The organism is Thermoactinospora rubra (assembly GCF_002093975.1).
Taxonomy (GTDB): Bacteria; Actinomycetota; Actinomycetes; order Streptosporangiales; family Streptosporangiaceae; genus Nonomuraea; species Nonomuraea rubra_A.
The window spans coordinates 94,596-112,818 of record NZ_MSZZ01000023.1 but is presented as its reverse complement, the minus strand read 5'-3'; the positions used below and the strand labels follow the sequence as shown (position 1 = coordinate 112,818).

Sequence of the window (18,223 nt, the reverse complement as noted above, 5' to 3'; positions counted from 1 at the left end):
CCCCATGGGCCGCTACGACCGGTGGAACGCGATACTCGAACTGCTCGCGCGCGAAGGGCGGCTCACCGTCGAGCAGGCCGCCTCCGAGCTGGGCGTCTCCACCGCGACGATCAGGCGGGACTTCGACCAGCTCGCCCAGCAGCAGATGCTCATGCGCACCCGTGGCGGGGCCGTCGCGCAGAGCGTCAGCTACGACCTGCCGCTGCGGTACAAGCCCGCCCGCCACGCCGACGAGAAGCACCGGATCGCCGCCGCCGCGGCCGAGCTGGTCTCGCCCGGCATGGTGGTCGGCATGAACGGCGGGACCACCACCTCGGAGGTGGCGCGCGTGCTGGCCACCAGCCCCCGGCTGGAACCGGGCTTCACGATCGTCACCAACGCGCTCAACATCGCCGCGGAGCTGGTCGTGCGGCAGCACGTGAAGATCGTCGTGACCGGCGGCGTGGCCAGGCAGCAGTCCTACGAGCTGATCGGGCCGCTGGCGTCGGGCGTCCTGGAGCAGGTGACGCTCGACGTGGCCTTCCTGGGCGTCGACGCGCTCGACGTCGAGCTCGGCGCCTCCGCGCACCACGAAGGCGAGGCCGGCGTCAACCACCTGCTGATCGGCAGGGCCGGCCACGTCGTGGTGGTCGCCGACTCGTCCAAGGTGGGGCAGCGGGCCTTCGCCCGCATCTGTCCTGTCACCGAGATCGACACGCTGGTCACCGACGCGCGCCTGGCCGAGGAGACCGCGGCGCGCTTCGTCGAGGCGGGCGTCAAGGTCATCCGTGCCTAGGGCATGGCGCGGGCGAAACGGGCGGGCGCGGTTACCGGATCCGCGCGCCGGTAGAAAAGGGTAAGTAGTCCTAAGCAAGGCGACAGCCGTACCAGGGGGGATGATGACCGCGCGAACGGGCAGCCGGTTGGGGCCGACCGAGCGCACGGAGGCCCTCGCCGCGATGGCCGCACGCGAGCTCGACGTGGTGGTGGTCGGCGGCGGCGTGGTCGGGGCGGGCATCGCCCTCGACGCCGCGACCCGGGGGCTGGACGTGGGGCTCGTGGAGGCCAGGGACTTCGCCTCCGGCACCTCCTCCAGGTCCTCCAAGCTCATCCACGGCGGGCTGCGCTACCTGGAGCAGCTCAACTTCGAGCTGGTGCGCGAGGCGCTGCGGGAGCGGGCGCTGCTGTTGCAGCGGATCGCGCCGCACCTGGTGCGTCCCGTGCCGTTCCTGTTCCCGATGACCCACTACGGCTGGGAGCGTCCCTATGTGGGGGCGGGCGTGGCGCTGTACGACACGCTGGGCTTCACCGCCGGGCTGACCCGCGGCGTGCCTGGCCACCGGCACCTGTCGCGCCGCCGCGCCCTGCGGCTGGCCCCGGCGCTCAAGCGGACCGCCTTCACCGGCGCGATCCAGTACTGGGACTGCCAGGTCGACGACGCCCGCTACGTCATGACCATGCTCCGCACGGCCGCCGCGTACGGCGCGCACGTCGCCCCGCGGGCGCAGGTCGTCGGTTTCCTGCGCGAGGGCGAGCGCGTCACCGGGGTCCGGGTGCGCGACCTGGAGGGCGGCGAGGAGCTGGAGATCCGCGCCCAGCAGGTGGTCAACGCCACCGGCGTGTGGACCGACGACATCCAGGAGCTCGTGGGCGGGCGCGGCCAGATCCACGTGCGCGCCTCCAAGGGCATCCACCTGGTCGTGCCGCGCGACCGCATCCACTCCCTCACCGGGATCATCCTGCGCACCGAGAAGTCGGTGCTGTTCGTCATCCCGTGGGGCCGCCACTGGATCATCGGCACCACCGACACCGAGTGGACGCTGGACAAGGCCCACCCCGCGGCCTCGCGGGCGGACATCGACTACCTGCTGGACCACGTCAACGCCGTGCTGTCGGTGCCGCTGACCCGCGACGACGTGGAGGGCGTCTACGCCGGGCTCCGGCCGCTGCTGTGGGGCGAGTCGGAGGAGACCTCCCGGCTGTCGCGCGAGCACGTGGTCGCCCACCCGGTGCCGGGGCTGGTGATGATCGCCGGCGGCAAGTACACGACCTACCGGGTGATGGCCAAGGACGCCGTCGACGCCGTCGCCCACGGCCTGGACCAGCGCGTGCCGCCGTCGTGCACCGACCGCGTCCCGCTCGTGGGCGCCGAGGGCTACCAGGCGCTGTGGAACGCGCGCCACCGGCTGGCGCACGAGTCGGGCCTGCACGTGGCCCGCATCGAGCATCTGCTGCAGCGGTACGGCTCGCTCATCCACGAGATCCTGGAGCTGATCGCCGAGGACCCTTCGCTGGCGCGCCCGCTCGGCGGGGCCGACGACTACCTGCGCGCCGAGGTCGTCTACGCGGCCACCCACGAGGGGGCCAGGCACCTCAACGACGTGCTCACCCGGCGCACGCACATCTCCATCGAGACCTTCCACCGCGGCACGGCCGTCGCCCAGGAGGCGGCCGAGCTGCTCGCCGGCCCGCTGGAGTGGGACGACGAGCAGGTCAAGCGCGAGGTGGAGTACTTCACCAAGCGTGTGGAGGCCGAGCGGCGCTCCCAGGAGCAGGACACCGACCAGGAGGCCGACGCGATCCGGCTGGGCGCACCCGAGATCGTCCCCGTGGTGACGCCGGAGCCCAGCCGGGCCGGTGATCCCGGGAGCTAGCCGGGCCGATCAGCCCAGGTCGATCAGCCCAGCTCGACGAACGCCTGCTCGGCCAGCGTCGTGGCGTCGTTGACCTGCAGCCCCTTCTCCGACAGCGTCCACACCGACTCGCCGATGACCATCGAGCGCTGGATGGCCGGCTCGTAGGTGTACTGGTCCTGCCTGATCCGCGGGTGCTTGATCATCCCGACCTTGGTGACGGCCGAGTCGGTGACCTTCAGCACCAGCGCGCCGCTCTGTGCCAGGCCCCTGCCGTTGTCCCAGGTGTTCAGCGGGATCACCGTGAGCCCGGTCTTGGGCCAGTACAGGAAGGCGTGCGGGTCCCACTCGGCCTCGGAGCCGGAGTCCTTCTGGAACATCTGCGACAGCCGCCGCGGGCCGGCCGGGTCGCTGACGTCGAACAGCGAGATCTGTGTCCCCCTGGTCCTGCCCTCCTCGGTGGCCTCCTGGCCGACGCCGATCAGGCGGCCCTCCCCGGCCGGGTGGAGGTAGGCCGAGTAGCCGGTGATCTTGAGCTCGCCCACCGCCCTCGGCGCGGCCGGGTCGCGCAGGTCGAGCGTGTAGAGGGGGTCGACCTGGCGGAAGGTCACCACGTAGCCGACCGGGCCCATGAACCGCACCGAGTAGATGCGCTCGCCCTTGCCGAGCCCGGTGACCTCGCCCACCTTGGCCATGGTGTCGGCCCTGAACACGTAGACGCCGCTGGAGCTGCTGGTCGAGGTGGCCTGCGTGGTCGCCACGCGCAGGTGGCCGTCGTGCTCCGACAGCGAGTACTGGTTCAGCAGCCGCCCGGGCACCTTGCCTGAGGCCACGTAGCGGGGCGCGCCCGGCCGGCTGACGTCGAAGCGGTGCACCTCGGTCTCCTCCGGCGGCACGGCCGGGGTGGCCGAGGACTCCTGCGGCCGGACCACGTCGATCGGGACGGGGAACCACCAGCGCGGGTTGCTCGCCACGTAGAAGCCGGTGCCGTTGCTGTAGACCGTGTCGCCGTCCGCTGCCAGGCCGATCGGGTCGGTGCCGGCGGCGGCCACGTCGCCGGACAGGTCGATGGTGTGCATGGTCAGCATGGAGGTGCCGGTGTAGTCGGAGGGGTGGCTGATCCGCTCGCACTTGACCGTGTCGGTCCTGGAGGCGCCCGAAGCGTCGGTGATCTCGATCTTCGGCAGCCAGGCGTCGACGGGCGCCTGCCGTACCACGGTCTGGTTGATCTTCTTGCGCTCCTCCTCGGAGGCGTTCGTGGTGGTCTGCGGGAAGACGATGGAGGGCTGGCTGCGGGTCACCAGCCGTACGGTCGAGCCGATCAGGCGGGCGTCGACGTGCATGCCCTGGGGCTTGATCGTCGCCAGCACCCTGGGCTCGCCGGACAGGCCGACCACCACGTACACCGGTCGCGACGGCATGGGGGCGAAGTCGCGCTTGTCCTGGACGGGGACGCCGCCGCCGGAGCGGAACACCACCAGGGCCCGGTCGCCCTGCACCAGCAGCTCGCCCGCGCCGTAGTAGGGCGTCTCGCCGCCCATGAGCTTCAGCTGTACGGTGACCTTCCTGGTGGCGGTGTCGACCACCCGCAGGGTGCCGCCCGTGACGGTGAAGACCCGGTCGCCGTCGGTCTTGACGAGGTCCGGCTCGTCGGCGCCGGCCTCGTGAACGTTCGTCGTGGAGTGCTCGGGCGTGGTCTTGGCAGTGGAGTCCTGCGGGACCGCCATCGTGTCGGCGCGCTCCATGGCCATGACCGGGCCGCCGCCGAAGCCCCACGGGCCGACGTTCTGCGCCGCCTTCTCGCGCAGCCCCGCCAGCAGGTCCTCGCAGCTGTCGTAGGCGACGAGGCGGACGTCGGGCAGGCGGGCGGGGCGGCCCGCCGCCGAGGGCTGCTGGCTGGAGGACGTGCACGCGGAACAGGCCAGCGCCAGCGCGGCGACCGCGCCGATCAACGAGGACTTCATGCCCCCTACACGCATGGGGACGTCGGCCGGTTCATCGGGCCGGCGTGAAGACGGGGCTCACGCTCAGGCCCTTGCCGCTCTGCAGCAGCCTGCGCACCAGCCGGCCGTCGAAGCCGACCACCTGCACCTCGTAGCCCCGGCCGTTGTCGAGCTCCCAGCAGTACAGGTGCTGCTCGTCGAACCAGCCGATGACCTTGTCGCAGTCGGAGGCGAAGCGCCGCAGCCGGTCGCCGGAGCGGGTGTCCCAGATACAGGTGGCCCCGTCGTCGCAGGTGGTGGCGAACTGCCGGCCTGAAGGGGAGAACAGCCGGTCGGTGCCGGAAGGCAGCTCGCCCAGGCCCTTGAGCTCCCGGGTGGGCGTGCCGCGCAGGTCGAAGAACCGCAGCGCCCTCGCCCTGGCGTCCCAGCTCACGACGCCGTTCTGGCTGCCGTCCCAGCCGAAGGCGGACAGGCCGCGCGCGTCCTTGACCCTGACGACCGTGGCCTTCCTGGTCCTGACGTCGACGACGACGAAGCCCAGGTGGGACCAGACGCCGCCGACGTCGCGCTCGACGTTGAGGAGGATCCTCCTGCCGTCCCTGGACCAGGCGCGCACGCTGGCGCCGAGCGGCTTCCTGACGGTCTTGACGGTGAAGCGGGCGCCGGTCTCGCGGTCCGTGACGATCACGGGGTCGTAGCCGTCCGGCGTGTAGTTCCTGGCGCGTCCGGCCAGGTAGCGGCCGTCGGGAGAGACCAGGGACTCCCAGTGGCCGGGGTAGGCGGCGAACCGGCCGGTGAGCGAGGCGCGGGCGTAGTCGACCCACTCCTCGTCCTTGCGCACCTCGTAGGAGGTGAGCCTGACCGGGTCGGAGGGGGACTCGAACAGGGTGATCTCGCCGCCGGGCAGGCGCACGGGCGTGACGGCGGGGGTGGCGGTGTGGGTGGACTGCGGGCGGGTGGGCGTGGGGGCGGGGGTGGCGGCGCGCTGCCAGGGGAGGTGCTTCCACGGCGCGGTGATCACGATCAGGCCCGCGGCCAGGACGACCGCGAAGGCCGCCGCCGCGCCGACGACCAGCCCGGTCCTGCCCCGCTTCCCGCCGGGTCTCCGGTACGGCTGAGCCGGGGCGTGGGGCGGCCGGGCGGGAGGCCCCTGCGGCGGCTGGGTGGTAGGTGCAGGGGCGACGGGCGGTTGAGTGAAGGGCGGTTGTCCGGCCGCTGGCTGGGTGGTGGGCGGCGGGGCGGCCGGTTGGCCCGGCGGCGGCGCCAGGCCGGGCATCGGCGTCAGCGGCGGGCCGGTCGCGGCCGCGGCCGCCTCCTGCAGCGGGATCGGCGACCCCAGCGTGGGATGCCGCAGCAGCCGCATGATCACCTGCTCGGCGGTCGGCCGCGCCGCCGGATCCTTGGCCAGGCAGCTCTCCACCACCTCGCGCAGCGGCCCGTCGAGCCGCCCCAGGTCGGGCTCGTGGTTCAGCACCCGGTTGATCACGGCGTGCATGGTGTCGTTGCCGAAGGGCGCCTTGCCGGTCGCCGCGTACACCATGGTGTTCGCCCACGAGAACATGTCCGCCGCCGGCCCCACCAGCTCGCCCATGATCTGCTCGGGCGCCATGTACGACGGGGTCCCGACCGGCATGTTGGTGATGGTCGCGTTGGCGTTCAACGCCCGGGCGATGCCGAAGTCGATCACCCTGGGCCCGTCGGCCGCCAGCAGGACGTTGGCCGGCTTGAAGTCCCGGTGCACGATCCCGGCCTGGTGGATCGCGGCCAGCGCCGTGGCGGTGCCGACGGCCAGCCGGTGCAGCCCGTTGCCGGTGCGCGGCCCCTTCTCCTGCACGATCGCGTACAGCGACGGGCCCTCGATGTACTCGCTGACGATGTAGGGCCGCTCCTGCGCCACGCCCTTGGCCAGCACGGCGGCCGTGCAGAACGGCGCGACCCGCTCGGCGACCTGCACCTCGCGCAGGAACCGGCTGATGCTGACCTCGTCGCCGGCCAGCTCGGCGCGCAGCCACTTGACCGCCACCTTGCCGCCGCCGGGAGCAGTGGCCAGGTACACCACGCCCTGGCCGCCCTCCCCGAGCCGGCCGAGAAGCTCGTAGTCTCCGAGCCTCTCGGGATCCGCTTGCTTGAGGGGCGCGAACTGCGACATAGGCTCCCATTATGCTGCTGCGATGACCGACTTCGACGTGGTCGTCATCGGGTCCGGATTCGGGGGAAGCGTCTCCGCCCTGCGGCTGGCCGAGAAGGGCTACCGGGTCGCCGTCCTGGAGGCGGGACGCCGTTTCGACGAGTCCACGCTGCCCGCAACCTCCTGGGACGTCAAGAACTTCCTGTGGGCCCCGTGGCTCGGGCTGAAGGGCATCCAGCGCATCCACGTGCTGCGCGGCGCCACCGGAGGCAAGGTGATGGTGCTGGCCGGCGCGGGGGTGGGCGGCGGCTCCCTCGTCTACGCCAACACCCTGTACGAGCCGCTGGAGCCGTTCTTCCGCGACCCGCAGTGGGCCTCGATCACCGACTGGAAGGCCGAGCTCGCGCCGTACTACGACCAGGCCAGGCGCATGCTCGGCGTGGTGGTAAACCCCACGCTCACCCCGGCCGACGAGATCATGCGCAGGGTCGCCGCCAAGATGGGCTGCGAGGACACCTTCCACCTCGCCCCGGTCGGGGTCTACTTCGGGGACGACGGCGTCGACCCCTACTTCGGCGGCGCCGGGCCGCGCCGCCGGGGCTGCGTCGAATGCGGCGAGTGCATGACCGGCTGCCGCCACGGCGCCAAGAACATGCTCACCAAGAACTACCTCCACCTCGCCGAGAAGGCCGGGGTGCGGGTCTATGCCGAGGCCACGGTCACCTCGGTGCGCCCGCGGCCCGGCGGCGGCTACGTGGTCACGGCGCGCAGGACCGGCTCGCCGCTGCTCCGCCGTACCTTCGCCACGCGGCAGGTGGTCTTCGCGGCGGGCACGTACGGCACGCAGCGGCTGCTGCACAGGCTCAAGGCCGACGGCAGCCTGCCGCGGATCTCCGACCGGCTGGGCCGGCTGACGAGAACCAACTCGGAGGCGCTGCTGGGGTTCGAGCGGCTGACCTCCGGCGGGCCGCGGCTCAACGAGGGCGTCGCGATCACCTCCTCGATCCACCCCTCGCCGGACACCCACATCGAGCCGGTGCGCTACGGGACCGGGTCGAACGCCATGGGCCTGCTGCGCACCCTGCTGATCGACGGCGGGCAGGTGCGCTGGCGGGCGTTCCTGCGGGAGGCGGCGCGGCGGCCGCTGACCGCGCTGCGCCTGCTGAACCTGCGCAACTGGTCGGAGCGCACCGTCATCGCCCTGGTCATGCAGGCCAAGGACAACTCCATCACCGTGCGCGCCACGCGCTTCGGCCTGCGTGCCGAGCCGGGCCACGGCGAGCCGAACCCGACGTGGATCCCGGCCGGTCACGAGGCGGTACGGCACGCGGCCGAGGAGATCGGCGGGCTGCCGGGCGGGACCTGGCTGGATCTGTTCGACATCCCGGCCACCGCGCACTTCCTGGGCGGCTGCGCCATCGGCGACTCGCCGGACACCGGGGTGATCGACCCCTACCACCGCCTCTACGGGCATGAAGGGCTGCACGTCGTCGACGGCTCGGCGATCTCGGCCAACCTCGGGGTCAACCCGTCGCTCACCATCACCGCCCAGGCCGAGCGGGCCATGGCGTTCTGGCCCAACGCGGGCGAGCCCGACCCCCGGCCGCCGCTCGGCTCGCCGTACCGGAGGATCGAGCCGGTCGCGCCGCGCGCCCCGGTGGTGCCGCAGGCCGCTCCGGGCGCGCTCCGGCTGCCGATCGTGAAAGTGTCGTAGGGGGTGGCTACCGTGGCGGGCATGGCTTACGACGTGCAGATAGTCCAGGACTGCCGCGACCCCCACACCCTGGCCGACTGGTGGGCCGAGGCGCTCGGCTGGGAGGTCGAGCCCCAGGACGAGGCGTTCATCGAGCGCATGGTCGCGGAAGGGCACGCCTCCGAGGCCGACACCACGCGCCACCGGGGGCGGCTGGTGTGGAGGGAGGGCGCGGCCATCCGCCATCCGGAGGGGCTGGAGCGCGCTCCCCGGGTGCTGTTCCAGCTCGTTCCCGAGGGCAAGCAGGGGAAGAACCGCATGCACCTCGACGTGCGGGTGGGGGCCGACAAGCGGGAGGCCGAGGTGAAGCGGCTGGTGGAGATGGGGGCGAGCGTGCTCCACGAGGGACGGCAGGGGCCGCACACCTGGGTGACCATGGCCGACCCCGAGGGCAACGAGTTCTGCGTCGCGTGAGCCGCTGGACAGCCGAGGCGCTGGAGCTGCTGGGGCCGGGCGAGCCGACCCCGCTGCTGGAGGCGCCGCCACCCGAGCGTTTCCTGGAGGCCGGCGACGACGGCATCCGCCTGCTGCTCAAGGACGAATCCCGGCACCCGACCGGCACCATGCGGCACCGCCACGCCAGGGCGCTGTTCCGCCAGGCCATCCTCGACGGCCTGATCAGCGAGGGCACGACCGTGGTCGAGGCGGCCGGCGGCAACTCGGCCCTCGCGCAGGCCTGGTTCGCGCGCCGGCTCGGCCTGCCGTACATCGTCGTGATGCCCGGCGCCCGCACCGAGGAGCGCGCCCGGCCGCTGGAGGCGCTGGGCGCCGAGTGCAGGTTCGTCACGCCCCCGGTGGCCATCTACGACGCGGCGCAGAAGGCGGCGCGGCATCTGGGTGGCGGTCGCCGACCCGGAGAACTCTGCCTACTTCCCCGGCTGGACCCTCGACGCGCCCGACTACGCCACCGGCATGCCGTCCAGGATCGAGGGCATCGGCAGGCCGCGCGTCGAGCCGGGCTTCCGGCCCGAGCTGGTCGAGCTGGTGATCCCCGTGCCCGACGCGGAGAGCTTCGCGGCGGCGCGCTGGATCTGGGAGGCGACCGGGATCCCGGCGGGCCCGTCGTCGGGTACGGCGCTGCGGGCGGCGTGCCGGCTCATCGAGCGGATGCGGGCCCGCGGCGAGACGGGCGTGGTGGTCTCGATCATCGGTGACGCCCATCACCGGCACATCGCGAAATATCCAGACTCATCCGGCGGCTGAGCAAGGGCATGGAGATTCGCTACATCGGCGGCCCGACCGCGACCATCGACTTCGGCGGCGTGCGCTTCCTCACCGACCCGACCTTCGACGAGCCCGGCGACTATCCCCTGGGCGGCGGGCGCACGCTGACCAAGACGGCGGGGCCCGCGTTCGTGCCCGACGCGGCCGACGTGGTGCTGCTGTCGCACGACCAGCACCCCGACAACCTGGACAAGGCCGGGCGCGCCTTCCTGGAGCGGGCGCCGCTGACCCTGTCCACCAGGTCGGCCGCGGAGCGGATCGCCGCGGTGCGGGCGCTGCCCAGGTGGGAGGAGGTCGAGGTCGAGGGCGTGCGGATCACCGCCGTGCCCGCCCAGCACGGCCCCGACGGCACCGAGCACCTGACGGGCGAGGTCACCGGCTTCGTGCTGCGCGGCGAGGGCCTGCCCACCACCTACGTCAGCGGCGACAACGCCTCCCTGGACGTGGTGCGCGAGATCGCCGGGCGGATCGGCCGCGTCGACGTCGCGGTGCTGTTCGCCGGGGCCGCCCGCACCAAGCTGCTCGGGGAGGCGGACCTGACGCTGTCCAGCGCCGCCGCGGCCGAGGCGGCGCGGATCCTGGGCGCCCGCGACGTCGTCCCCCTGCATTTCGAGCACTGGAAGCACTTCACCCAGGGCCGGGAGACGCTGGCGCCGGCCTTCGCGGGGTTCGCCGGCTTCCACCTGCTGGAGCCGGGGGAGCGGATCAGCCTGTCGTGAGCGGGTGGCTCACCCACACGTTGGGCTCGACGTAGACGGCGTGGTCCTGATCGAGGTCCACGTGCACGGGGGAGAGCGCCCCGGGCACCTCGACCGGTCCCGGCGTGTCGAACGCCAGGCCGGTCCAGGACCGCCACTCCGCCAGCGACCCCGAGATCGTCATCGAGTGCGGCGCGACCTTGACCACCCGCCCGCCCGCGCGGACGTGCACCCGCAGCCAGGCGTCGTACGGCAGGCCGTCCTCGCGGGTGCGGAAGGCGTACTCCCCTATGGGCGTGCGCGGCTCCAGGTGCTTCTGGTTGGGCCGCACCGGGGCGACCAGCTCGGTGAAGCCCAGCCGTACGGCGTTGGCCCGCATGGCGGCGAGCATCTTCCCCGACAGCCCGGTGCCCAGCATGTCGGACCGGATGGTGATCTCCAGCGCGGAGATCCGGTCCATCCGCTCGCCGCGCTCGCGCGCCAGCCACGCCCGGCACAGCACGCCGTCCCAGCCGTCGTCGGGCAGCTCTTCGTCACGCATCGTGAACGGCACCGAGCAGGCCCTCGCGACCAGCTTGCCCGGCTCGTCGTCGTCGTCGGCGACCAGGACGTAGTCGGCGTAGTGCCGTGCGCAGACGGGGTAGTACAGGTCCGCCAGCGGGTCGTGCATCATGAACTCCGGCCAGCTGTGAGCCATGTCCCACAGGGCGTCGGCGAGCTCGGGGCGCTCGGCCAGCGTGGTGATGCGAAGTGCCATGGGGGGAGCGTGGCATGGTCGCCGAAGCCCGCTCAACCGGATATGCGAGGCGCCGTTCTGTCAGGCTTGTTTGATGGCGGCGATCAGCTGGGCGTAGTCGTCCAAGGTGAGTTTCAGGACAATGTCGGGTTTGGTGCTGTTGCGTAGGAGAATGACGCTGTGGTCAGGTCGCGTCATCACTTCGACGCAGTTGCCGTTCTGGGCGCACCTGCTGGACTTCTTCCAGAGGGTCGACGGCGGCAGGTTGGACGGCGGCTCGCTGTTTTGCACCCGAGATAGCGTGGCAGCTCAGTGCGGCTGGAGTCTAGCCCTCGATCGGTGACGGGGGAATCCTATCCACGGAGTGTGGAATTTCTATGCTTGAGTATAACGTCTCTTGACGCGGCTTCCGAGAGGGTGCCCTTGCTTAGTTCGTGGAACATCTGTTGATAGAGATGAGCCGGTTCGTCGTCCAGGAAGACCTGGGAGTTCGGCCCGTGCTCCAGGTAGACCACCCGCCGATCGCCCACGCCCAGTTTAAGCAGCATGAAGCTTTCCTCGGCAAGGACGTGACCATGGGCAAGGGGAAATATCCGAATTGATACGTTATTGTCTTCTTCTGATATTTTGAGAAGCTTGTCCAGTTGCTCGCTCATGATCCTGGCTCCGCCGTACGAGCGAAGAAGGACGCTCTCGTCAAGGATGATCGTGTACCAGGGCGGGGGTTGGCTCTTGACGAGTTCCTGGCGCTTCATCCGGGTGGCGAGGCGGTCCTCCACGACCCGGGGGGTGAGGGTGGGGTCGATCAGCCTCCAGCTCGTCAACAGGTGGCGGGCGTAGGCCTCGGTCTGGAGCAACCCGGGCACCACGTTGAGCGACCACTGGTTGACGGACTCGGCGATCGCCTCGGCGTCGAGAAAGGAGACGAAGCCGTCGGGGTGCACGCCAGGGCGCGAGCGCCGGCGCGGCCGCCTGGTCTGGTGCTGGGCGAGGGCCAGCAGGCGCCGGCGTTCGAGAGAGGAAGCCTGATAGGCGTCAAGGAGGCGGATGACATCCTCCTGGGACGCGACAACCCGGGCGGTTTCCACCCGGGAAAGCTTCGAGGTGCTCCATCCGAGGGGCTCGCACACCTCCTCGAGGGTCATGCCGCGGCGTTCTCGCAGGTGACGTAGCTCGGCACCGAGGAGTTGCACCAGGATTGGCGTAGCTTGCGGCTCCATTAGCGAGATGTCCCAATCCGTCTGTATACCCGGCCGTTCGGCGCTCCACTCCCCGACTGGAGCTAGAGAAGTAAGCCTGCATGCAATATTGCACGCAGGCTTTCTCCAGCTCACTATAAGGCTGGGAGGTCGCGATGACCACGAGCCGGCGAAATACGCAAGACAGCTCGGTGCGACGCCTTCCCTATCCCCATGACGGACTACAAGCCGGTGACTCGCGGCCTGGTTCGACACCCCTGAGCCCGCAGGCCGCGCAGAAGGGAGACCGCCATGTCCATCACCGAGACGACCTGTCTGGACGCCATGCCCAACCGGGTGCCGCCGCCACCGCCGCGTCGCCGCCAAGGCGCCGTTCTGTGGTGACCCCGAAGGGGACCTGGGTGGTGGAGTGGCGTGAGCTGCACGTCGGCTACATCCACGACGTGTACATAGCGTTGGTGCGCAGGGAGATCCGGCCGAGCGCGCACTGGATCACCGAGTTCCTGCCCAGGTCGGCCACCATCGTGCTGGCCGAGCCGTACCTGCCGGGCGGGATGGAGTACGCGCTGGCCTGGGACGAGGAGTGCGGTTGGCGCTTCGGGGTCTTCGTCCAGGGCGACGCACGCTGTCCCACGCTGCTGAAGTGGCAGACCTGCATGTGCGGCGATGTGCTGCCGGACCCCGGTGAGGTCGCGGACACGGTGCGCTTCCTCGCCGAGCGGTCGCACGGGCGGCGCCGGCTGCGCCGCCGTACCCGCCAGGCTTGGAGCATGCCGCCGCTCTACCGCTCCTACCGTGATGTCGACGACGGGTTCGACGAACGGCTGCGCGGCCACCTGCCGCCGGACGATCCCGAGTCGTCGATGTGATCATTCCGGCACGGGCCGCTGGACGGGCTGGTGCTCGGTCTTGAAGATCAGCGTGGTCGTCAGGTGCACGATCTCCGGCCGGACCAGGTACTTCTCCAGCGTCAGCCGGCGCAGGTGGTCGGCGTCCCGCACCGCGACGTGGACGAGGAAGTCCTCGGCTCCCGCGACGTGGAACATGGTGATCGTCTCCGGCAGGCCGAGGACGAAGGCGCGCAGCGGGTCGACGAGCTGGGTGGTGTGCGGGCGGACGCGCAGGGCCAGCAGCGCCTCCAGCGACCGCCCGAGCTTGGCCAGGTCCACCTGGGCGCGGAAGGCGGTGATCACGCCGCGGCGGCGCAGGGCGCGCACCCGTTCCAGGGCGGTGGAGGGCGCCACGCCGACCCGGTCGGCCAGCTCCTTGTTGGCCAGCCGTCCGTCGTTCTGCAACTCGGCCAGAATCGCCAGGTCGATCGAATCAAGTTCGGCGTTGTGCGGCATTTTCGCGGGTCCGATTCGGTCGATGTGGTCGCGCCGCTTACGCGGGCGGATATTGAGCCTATGTGGACCATTGAGGAGTTCGTCAAAGCGGCCGGGGTCACCGCCGCCGAGCTTGCCGGTTACGTGGACGACAGCCAGCGCGGCGAGGCGCCGGTGCTGCGGCGGCGACCGCCGCGCGAGCTGGCCGGCCGCTTGGACCTGCGGCGCTGGATCGCCGAGGGCGGCATGACGCCCGAGTCCTACCAGGACTTCCTGCATGCCTATCTGGAGGAGGGGACGCGGCTGCACCACCCCGCCTACCTGGGACACCAGTGCGCCGCGCCGGACTTCCCCGCCGCGCTGGCCGACTTCGTGCACGGGGCCGTCAACAACCCGATGGCGATCTACGAGATGGGCGCCGCCGCGGCGACCGTGGAGTTCGAGGTGCTCCGGTGGATGCTGGCCAAGGTCGGCTTCCCGGAGGGCGGGGGCGTGCTCACCCACGGCGGCTCGCTGGCCAACCTCACGGCGCTGCTGGCGGCGCGGGCGAGAGCCGTACCGGAGGCGTGGGACGACGGGGTGCCGGACGACCTGGTGATCCTGGCGCCGCCCTCGGCCCACTACTCGGTCGCGCGGGCCGCCGGGATCCTGGGCATGGGGCAGCGCTCCATCGTGCCGCTGGAGACCGACGAGCTGGGGCGCATCGACGTCACGCGGCTGCCGGACCTCACCGGCCTGCGGCCGGTCGCGCTCGTGGCCGGGGCGTGCGCCACGGCGACCGGCCTGCACGACGACCTGCGCGCGATCGGGGAGTGGTGCCGCGAGCGCGGCGTCTGGTTCCACGTCGACGGCGCGCACGGCGCCTCGGCGCTGCTCAGCCCCGAGCACCGGCACCTGCTCGACGGCATCGAGCTGGCCGACTCGGTGATCTGGGACGCCCACAAGATGCTGCGGACCTCCTCCCTGGCCGCCGCCGTGCTGGTGCGCCGCGAGGCCGACCTGGACGCCGCCTTCCAGCAGGAGGCCAGCTACCTCTTCTACGGCGACCAGGGGTTCGACCTGATCCACCGCACCGTGGAGTGCACGAAGGCCGCCCTGGGGCTGAAGATCTTCCTCAACCTGGCCTGGCGCGGCGAGCGCGGCCTGGGGGAGTACGTGGCCAGGCAGTACCGCGCCGCGCACCGGTTGTGGGAGCTGGGCAGGCAGCGGCCCGGCTTCGAGTTCCCCTACGAGCCGGAGAGCAACATCGTCTGCTTCCGGTACGGCACTGCCGACCAGGTCGCGATCCGCGAACGGCTGCTGGCCGCGGGCGCCTTCCACCTGACCTCGGCCGAGATCGGCGGCAGGCGCCACCTGCGGGTCGCGGTGATGGCCCCGGCCACGGACGACAAGACGCTGGAGGCCCTGCTGGACGCCGTGGCCGAGGCGGCCGCCTAGCGGGGATCAGATCCAGCCGTCGAGCCCGGCCATGAAGTCCTCGAACAGGTGCCGGTGGATCGTGTGCTCGGCCCCCGCGACGACGCGCACCTCGAACCCCTTCTGCTCCAGCTCCGCGGCGAAGGCGGGCGGCACCAGGAAGCTGGGCTCGGCCAGCTGGACCAGCGAGGGCACCACGGGCGCCGGCGTGAAGTCGGCGCCCGCCGCCTCGCTGAGCGACAGGGCGGTGCGCGGGTCCCACCGCTGGAGCATCTCCACCTCGACGGCCACCTCCTCGGCGGAGAAGCCCGGGTGCATGGCGGCGATCTGCTCGGCCGTCCACTGCGAGGCGGAGGCGAACGTGTCGGTCATGGGCGTGCCGCCCTCCAGCACGGGCAGGCGGAAGGCCGGGTCGGAGTAGATCGCCCGGCCGGGCAGGAGCCGGTCGACCGCGAGGGCGAGGGTGAGCCCGCCCAGCGAGTGGCCGATGGCCAGATCGGGCCGGGCCGGGACGGACTCCAGCACCGAGGAGGCGAACAGCTCGGGCGGGTAGGCCTCCGCCCGGGGGCTCTCGCCGTGCCCGGGCAGGTCGACGGCGATGACGCGGTAGCCGCGCTCGGCCAGCGCGGGACCCACACGCCACCAGCACCGGGAGTCGGCCATGATGCCGTGGATCAGGACGGCGAGCCTGTCGCCGGAGCCCCACTCGCGGGTGTGCAACTGCATGACGCCTCCGTTTATACGTATAACCGCTTGGTAGCATCTCACAGTGACCCGAGAAAGCCAACGCCGGCCGCCCACCAGCGTTGACGTGGCACGCGCGGCCGGAGTGTCGCAGGCCACGGTCTCCTACGTGCTCAACGACAACCCGAACGCCCGCGTCAGCGAGCAGACGCGGGAGCGGGTGCGCGAGGCGGCGGCCAGGCTGGGTTACGTCCCCGACGCCAGCGCCCGCACGCTGCGCACCGGCCGCAGCGGGCTGGTGCTCGTCCCCCTCGCGCCCGCCCGCACCGGCCGCCTGTTCCAGGACTTCCTCGACCGGTTCGGCGACGAGCTGGGCAGGCACGGGTTCACGCTGGTCCAGTACGGCGAGCGCCACCTCAAGGGGGTGCCGGCGGCCAAGAGCTGGGCGGCCCTGCGGCCCGCGGCCGTCCTGGTGGACGTCACCCGCCTGACCAAGGCGGCGGTGGACCTGCTGACCTCGTCGGGGACGCGGGTGGTGATCGGCCTGGCCGACAAGCCGTCGCCCCTGGTGCCGGTCGTCGTGCTGGACCACGAGGCGGTCGGCGCCTGCGCGGCGCGCCACCTCCTCGGCGGCGGCCGGTCCCGGCTGGGCGCGGTCGTCCCCCGCGAGGAGGGCATCGACCTCATGGGCGAGGCGCGGCTGCGCGGAGTCCGCCAGGTGGCGCCCGGCGCCGAGCGGATCGACCTGGCCTTCTCGGAGGAGGAGGCGGCCCGGGTGGCGGCCAGGGCCGACCTGCCCGAGGGGATCTTCGCCTACAACGACGAGTACGCGATGCTGCTGATCAGCGCGCTGCAGGACGCCGGCGTGCGGGTGCCGGACGACGTGGCCGTGGTGGGCGCCGACGACCTGCCGATCGCCACGCTCATGCGCCCGCGGCTGACCAGCGTCCACTTCGACCCCACGGCCACGCCGGGCGAGCTGGCGGCGTTGCTGGAGGAGATCGTGCGCGGCGAGCGCGAGGCCGGGCCGGGCGCGGTCGTCGACCTCTACCGGCCCCGCATCGTGGTCAGGGACAGCGCCTGACGACGCCGGATCGGTGAGCGCGGCCCGGTAACAACTTGGTCGCGCTTCTTGTCAGCCCCGTGGAGCCTGCCTACAGTCCAGAGCATTCATCGGTGATACGTATCACCAATCCGGAAAGGTCTGTTCCATGAGCGCTCCCCCCGGGGTCCTGCCCGCCGCCGGCTACCGGCTCGGCCCGCTCTACCTCACGCTGCCCCTGGCCAACGCCGCCGTCTTCTTCCTGTGGATGGGCGTGGGCGCGTTCGTCCTGCCCGTCCACGTCCAGCGCATCACCGGCATGAACGACGTCGCCGCGCTCGGGCTGGCCAACTCCATCGGCCCGCTGATGGCCACGATCGCCAACCCGATCTTCGGCCAGATCTCCGACCGCACCCGCTCGCGGTTCGGCCGCCGCAGCCCGTGGATCCTGGGGTGCGTCACCGCCGGCATCATCGCCCTGCTCGTGCAGGCCAACGCCGCCGGCGTCCTGATGCTCGGCCTGAGCTGGGCGGTCGTTCAGATGATCATGAACGACTACCAGGCCGCCGTCACCGCCATCCTCCCCGACCGCGTGCCGCCGCACCGCTACGGCACCTTCTCCGGACTGGTCGGCCTGGCCGTCCCGATCGCGACCGTCGCCGGCTCGCTCATGTTCATCGGCTTCCCCCAGCTCGCCGCCGGCGGCGCCTACTACGTCGTCATGGTCGTGCTCGCGGTCGCCGCGCTGCTCATCGTGTTCGCCACCCCGGACAGGTCGTCGCTGGAGATGCCGCGCGAGCCGTTCGACCTCGGCGAGTTCATGAGGGCCTTCATGCGCCCGCTGAGGAGCGCGGACTTCCGCTGGGCGTTCGTGGGGCGCTTCGGCATCATGCTCGGCTACATGGTGATCTTCACCTTCAACCTCTTCCTGCTCGAGGACTACATCAAGATCCCCCGGGAGGAGGTCATCGCCAAGATGGGCATCCTCTCCCTGATCGGGCAGGTCGCCACCCTCGCCGCCGTCCTGGTCATCGGCCCGCTGTCGGACCGCGTGGGCAGGTTCAAGCTCTTCGCGCTGATCTCCGGGGTCGCCTCCGCCGTGACGCTGGCCATCCCCCTGGTCATGCCGACCTTCGAGGGCATGCTCGTCTACAACGTGGTGCACGGCGTCGTCTTCGGCGTCTTCATGGCCGTGGACCTGGCCCTGGTGACCAAGGTGCTGCCGAACCGGCAGGAGGTCGGCAAGGACATGGGCGTGCTGAACATCGCCAACGCCGGTCCCCAGATCGCCGCGCCCGCCGTGGCCGCCTTCGTGGTCTCGCTCGGCGGCTACCCCGCCCTGTTCGCCGTCGGCATCGTCATCTCCCTGATCGCCGCCTTCGCCGTCGTCAAGATCAAGGGCGTGCGGTAGCCGTACCGGCCCGGCGGCCCGTCTGCCTGCATCGGAAGGCGCCGATAGACTG

At 71.6% G+C, this 18,223-nt stretch carries 17 protein-coding genes and 1 pseudogene; 11 read left to right on the top strand and 7 right to left on the bottom strand.

Going from position 1 to position 18,223, the window contains the following annotated elements; genetic code table 11:
• Positions 1-4: 4 nt before the first annotated feature.
• Positions 5-775: a DeoR/GlpR family DNA-binding transcription regulator gene (locus tag BSB02_RS23100; protein WP_084961742.1), complete on the top strand. Its 771-nt coding sequence runs from the start codon at positions 5-7 to the stop codon at positions 773-775.
• 103 nt (positions 776-878) lie between these two features.
• Positions 879-2,633 (top strand): glycerol-3-phosphate dehydrogenase/oxidase, encoded by a 1,755-nt coding sequence (locus BSB02_RS23095; protein WP_084961740.1) that lies wholly within the window; start codon positions 879-881, stop codon positions 2,631-2,633.
• Between the two features lie 23 nt (positions 2,634-2,656).
• On the opposite strand, the gene BSB02_RS23090 is transcribed toward BSB02_RS23095, so the two are convergent.
• Together BSB02_RS23090 and BSB02_RS23085 are read right to left on the bottom strand one after the other, a co-directional pair.
• Positions 2,657-4,576, bottom strand: a complete 1,920-nt coding sequence (locus BSB02_RS23090) for a beta-propeller domain-containing protein (RefSeq protein WP_084961738.1) — start codon at positions 4,574-4,576, stop codon at positions 2,657-2,659.
• A gap of 31 nt (positions 4,577-4,607) precedes the next feature.
• Positions 4,608-6,704 carry a WD40 repeat domain-containing serine/threonine protein kinase gene (locus tag BSB02_RS23085; protein ID WP_084961736.1) on the bottom strand — a complete coding sequence of 699 codons (2,097 nt, stop codon included), beginning with the start codon at positions 6,702-6,704 and terminating at the stop codon, positions 4,608-4,610.
• 22 nt (positions 6,705-6,726) lie between these two features.
• Between BSB02_RS23085 and BSB02_RS23080 the strand changes: the two genes are divergently transcribed.
• The 5 genes and pseudogenes from BSB02_RS23080 to BSB02_RS23065 all read left to right on the top strand — a co-directional run bounded on the left by BSB02_RS23080 (position 6,727) and on the right by BSB02_RS23065 (position 10,379).
• Positions 6,727-8,397, top strand: coding sequence for a GMC oxidoreductase (locus tag BSB02_RS23080; RefSeq protein WP_084961734.1), 1,671 nt, complete (start codon positions 6,727-6,729; stop codon positions 8,395-8,397).
• A 21-nt stretch (positions 8,398-8,418) separates the two neighbouring features.
• Positions 8,419-8,850 carry a VOC family protein gene (locus tag BSB02_RS23075; protein WP_084961732.1) on the top strand — a complete coding sequence of 144 codons (432 nt, stop codon included), beginning with the start codon at positions 8,419-8,421 and terminating at the stop codon, positions 8,848-8,850.
• Positions 8,847-9,212: pseudogene (locus BSB02_RS42425) on the top strand (pyridoxal-phosphate dependent enzyme); the annotation flags it as partial. The gene BSB02_RS23075 and the pseudogene BSB02_RS42425, both read left to right, overlap by 4 nt.
• A 61-nt stretch (positions 9,213-9,273) precedes the next feature.
• Entirely contained in the window at positions 9,274-9,639 is a 366-nt protein-coding gene (locus tag BSB02_RS42420) for a pyridoxal-phosphate dependent enzyme (protein WP_240506609.1), read from the top strand.
• Positions 9,640-9,647: 8 nt separating this feature from the next.
• Positions 9,648-10,379: an MBL fold metallo-hydrolase gene (locus BSB02_RS23065; RefSeq protein ID WP_084961730.1), complete on the top strand. Its 732-nt coding sequence runs from the start codon at positions 9,648-9,650 to the stop codon at positions 10,377-10,379.
• Here BSB02_RS23065 and BSB02_RS23060 read toward each other — a convergent pair.
• The 3 genes from BSB02_RS23060 to BSB02_RS23050 all read right to left on the bottom strand — a co-directional run bounded on the left by BSB02_RS23060 (position 10,366) and on the right by BSB02_RS23050 (position 12,314).
• Positions 10,366-11,115, bottom strand: coding sequence for an N-acetyltransferase (locus BSB02_RS23060; protein ID WP_084961728.1), 750 nt, complete (start codon positions 11,113-11,115; stop codon positions 10,366-10,368). The two genes, BSB02_RS23065 and BSB02_RS23060, sit on opposite strands and share 14 nt — an antisense overlap.
• Positions 11,116-11,175: 60 nt before the next feature.
• Positions 11,176-11,385, bottom strand: a complete 210-nt coding sequence (locus BSB02_RS23055; RefSeq protein WP_084961726.1) for a DUF397 domain-containing protein — start codon at positions 11,383-11,385, stop codon at positions 11,176-11,178.
• A gap of 62 nt (positions 11,386-11,447) precedes the next feature.
• Complete coding sequence (locus BSB02_RS23050; protein ID WP_084961724.1) at positions 11,448-12,314, bottom strand: helix-turn-helix domain-containing protein; 867 nt, start codon at positions 12,312-12,314, stop codon at positions 11,448-11,450.
• Between the two features lie 356 nt (positions 12,315-12,670).
• On the opposite strand from BSB02_RS23050, the gene BSB02_RS23045 reads away from it, so the two are divergent.
• Complete coding sequence (locus BSB02_RS23045; RefSeq protein WP_143591035.1) at positions 12,671-13,162, top strand: DUF6292 family protein; 492 nt, start codon at positions 12,671-12,673, stop codon at positions 13,160-13,162.
• Here the strand turns inward: BSB02_RS23045 and BSB02_RS23040 are convergent, their stop codons facing one another.
• Positions 13,163-13,639, bottom strand: coding sequence for an Lrp/AsnC family transcriptional regulator (locus BSB02_RS23040; protein ID WP_084961720.1), 477 nt, complete (start codon positions 13,637-13,639; stop codon positions 13,163-13,165).
• 60 nt (positions 13,640-13,699) lie between these two features.
• Here BSB02_RS23040 and BSB02_RS23035 point away from each other — a divergent pair, with 60 nt between their 5' ends.
• Positions 13,700-15,055 carry a pyridoxal phosphate-dependent decarboxylase family protein gene (locus BSB02_RS23035; protein ID WP_084961718.1) on the top strand — a complete coding sequence of 452 codons (1,356 nt, stop codon included), beginning with the start codon at positions 13,700-13,702 and terminating at the stop codon, positions 15,053-15,055.
• Positions 15,056-15,061: 6 nt separating this feature from the next.
• On the opposite strand, the gene BSB02_RS23030 is transcribed toward BSB02_RS23035, so the two are convergent.
• Positions 15,062-15,760 carry an alpha/beta fold hydrolase gene (locus BSB02_RS23030; RefSeq protein WP_084961716.1) on the bottom strand — a complete coding sequence of 233 codons (699 nt, stop codon included), beginning with the start codon at positions 15,758-15,760 and terminating at the stop codon, positions 15,062-15,064.
• A gap of 43 nt (positions 15,761-15,803) precedes the next feature.
• Here BSB02_RS23030 and BSB02_RS23025 point away from each other — a divergent pair, with 43 nt between their 5' ends.
• Both BSB02_RS23025 and BSB02_RS23020 read left to right on the top strand, forming a co-directional pair.
• The gene (locus tag BSB02_RS23025) at positions 15,804-16,802 is read left to right on the top strand and encodes a LacI family DNA-binding transcriptional regulator (RefSeq protein WP_206184842.1); all 999 of its coding nucleotides are present in this window, start codon (positions 15,804-15,806) and stop codon (positions 16,800-16,802) included.
• A gap of 127 nt (positions 16,803-16,929) precedes the next feature.
• Positions 16,930-18,171 carry an MFS transporter gene (locus BSB02_RS23020; protein ID WP_084961712.1) on the top strand — a complete coding sequence of 414 codons (1,242 nt, stop codon included), beginning with the start codon at positions 16,930-16,932 and terminating at the stop codon, positions 18,169-18,171.
• Positions 18,172-18,223 lie beyond the last annotated feature (52 nt).

Coding starts and splice junctions, on each gene's coding strand:
- BSB02_RS23095 (WP_084961740.1), top strand. CDS start 879: ATGACCGCGCGAACGGGCAGCCGGTTGGGGCCGACCGAGCGCACGGAG.
- BSB02_RS23065 (WP_084961730.1), top strand. CDS start 9,648: ATGGAGATTCGCTACATCGGCGGCCCGACCGCGACCATCGACTTCGGC.
- BSB02_RS23020 (WP_084961712.1), top strand. CDS start 16,930: ATGAGCGCTCCCCCCGGGGTCCTGCCCGCCGCCGGCTACCGGCTCGGC.
- BSB02_RS23050 (WP_084961724.1), bottom strand. CDS start 12,314: ATGGAGCCGCAAGCTACGCCAATCCTGGTGCAACTCCTCGGTGCCGAG.
- BSB02_RS23040 (WP_084961720.1), bottom strand. CDS start 13,639: ATGCCGCACAACGCCGAACTTGATTCGATCGACCTGGCGATTCTGGCC.
- BSB02_RS23030 (WP_084961716.1), bottom strand. CDS start 15,760: ATGCAGTTGCACACCCGCGAGTGGGGCTCCGGCGACAGGCTCGCCGTC.
- BSB02_RS23090 (WP_084961738.1), bottom strand. CDS start 4,576: ATGAAGTCCTCGTTGATCGGCGCGGTCGCCGCGCTGGCGCTGGCCTGT.
- BSB02_RS23075 (WP_084961732.1), top strand. CDS start 8,419: ATGGCTTACGACGTGCAGATAGTCCAGGACTGCCGCGACCCCCACACC.
- BSB02_RS23085 (WP_084961736.1), bottom strand. CDS start 6,704: ATGTCGCAGTTCGCGCCCCTCAAGCAAGCGGATCCCGAGAGGCTCGGA.
- BSB02_RS23100 (WP_084961742.1), top strand. CDS start 5: ATGGGCCGCTACGACCGGTGGAACGCGATACTCGAACTGCTCGCGCGC.
- BSB02_RS23060 (WP_084961728.1), bottom strand. CDS start 11,115: ATGGCACTTCGCATCACCACGCTGGCCGAGCGCCCCGAGCTCGCCGAC.
- BSB02_RS23080 (WP_084961734.1), top strand. CDS start 6,727: ATGACCGACTTCGACGTGGTCGTCATCGGGTCCGGATTCGGGGGAAGC.
- BSB02_RS23035 (WP_084961718.1), top strand. CDS start 13,700: ATGTGGACCATTGAGGAGTTCGTCAAAGCGGCCGGGGTCACCGCCGCC.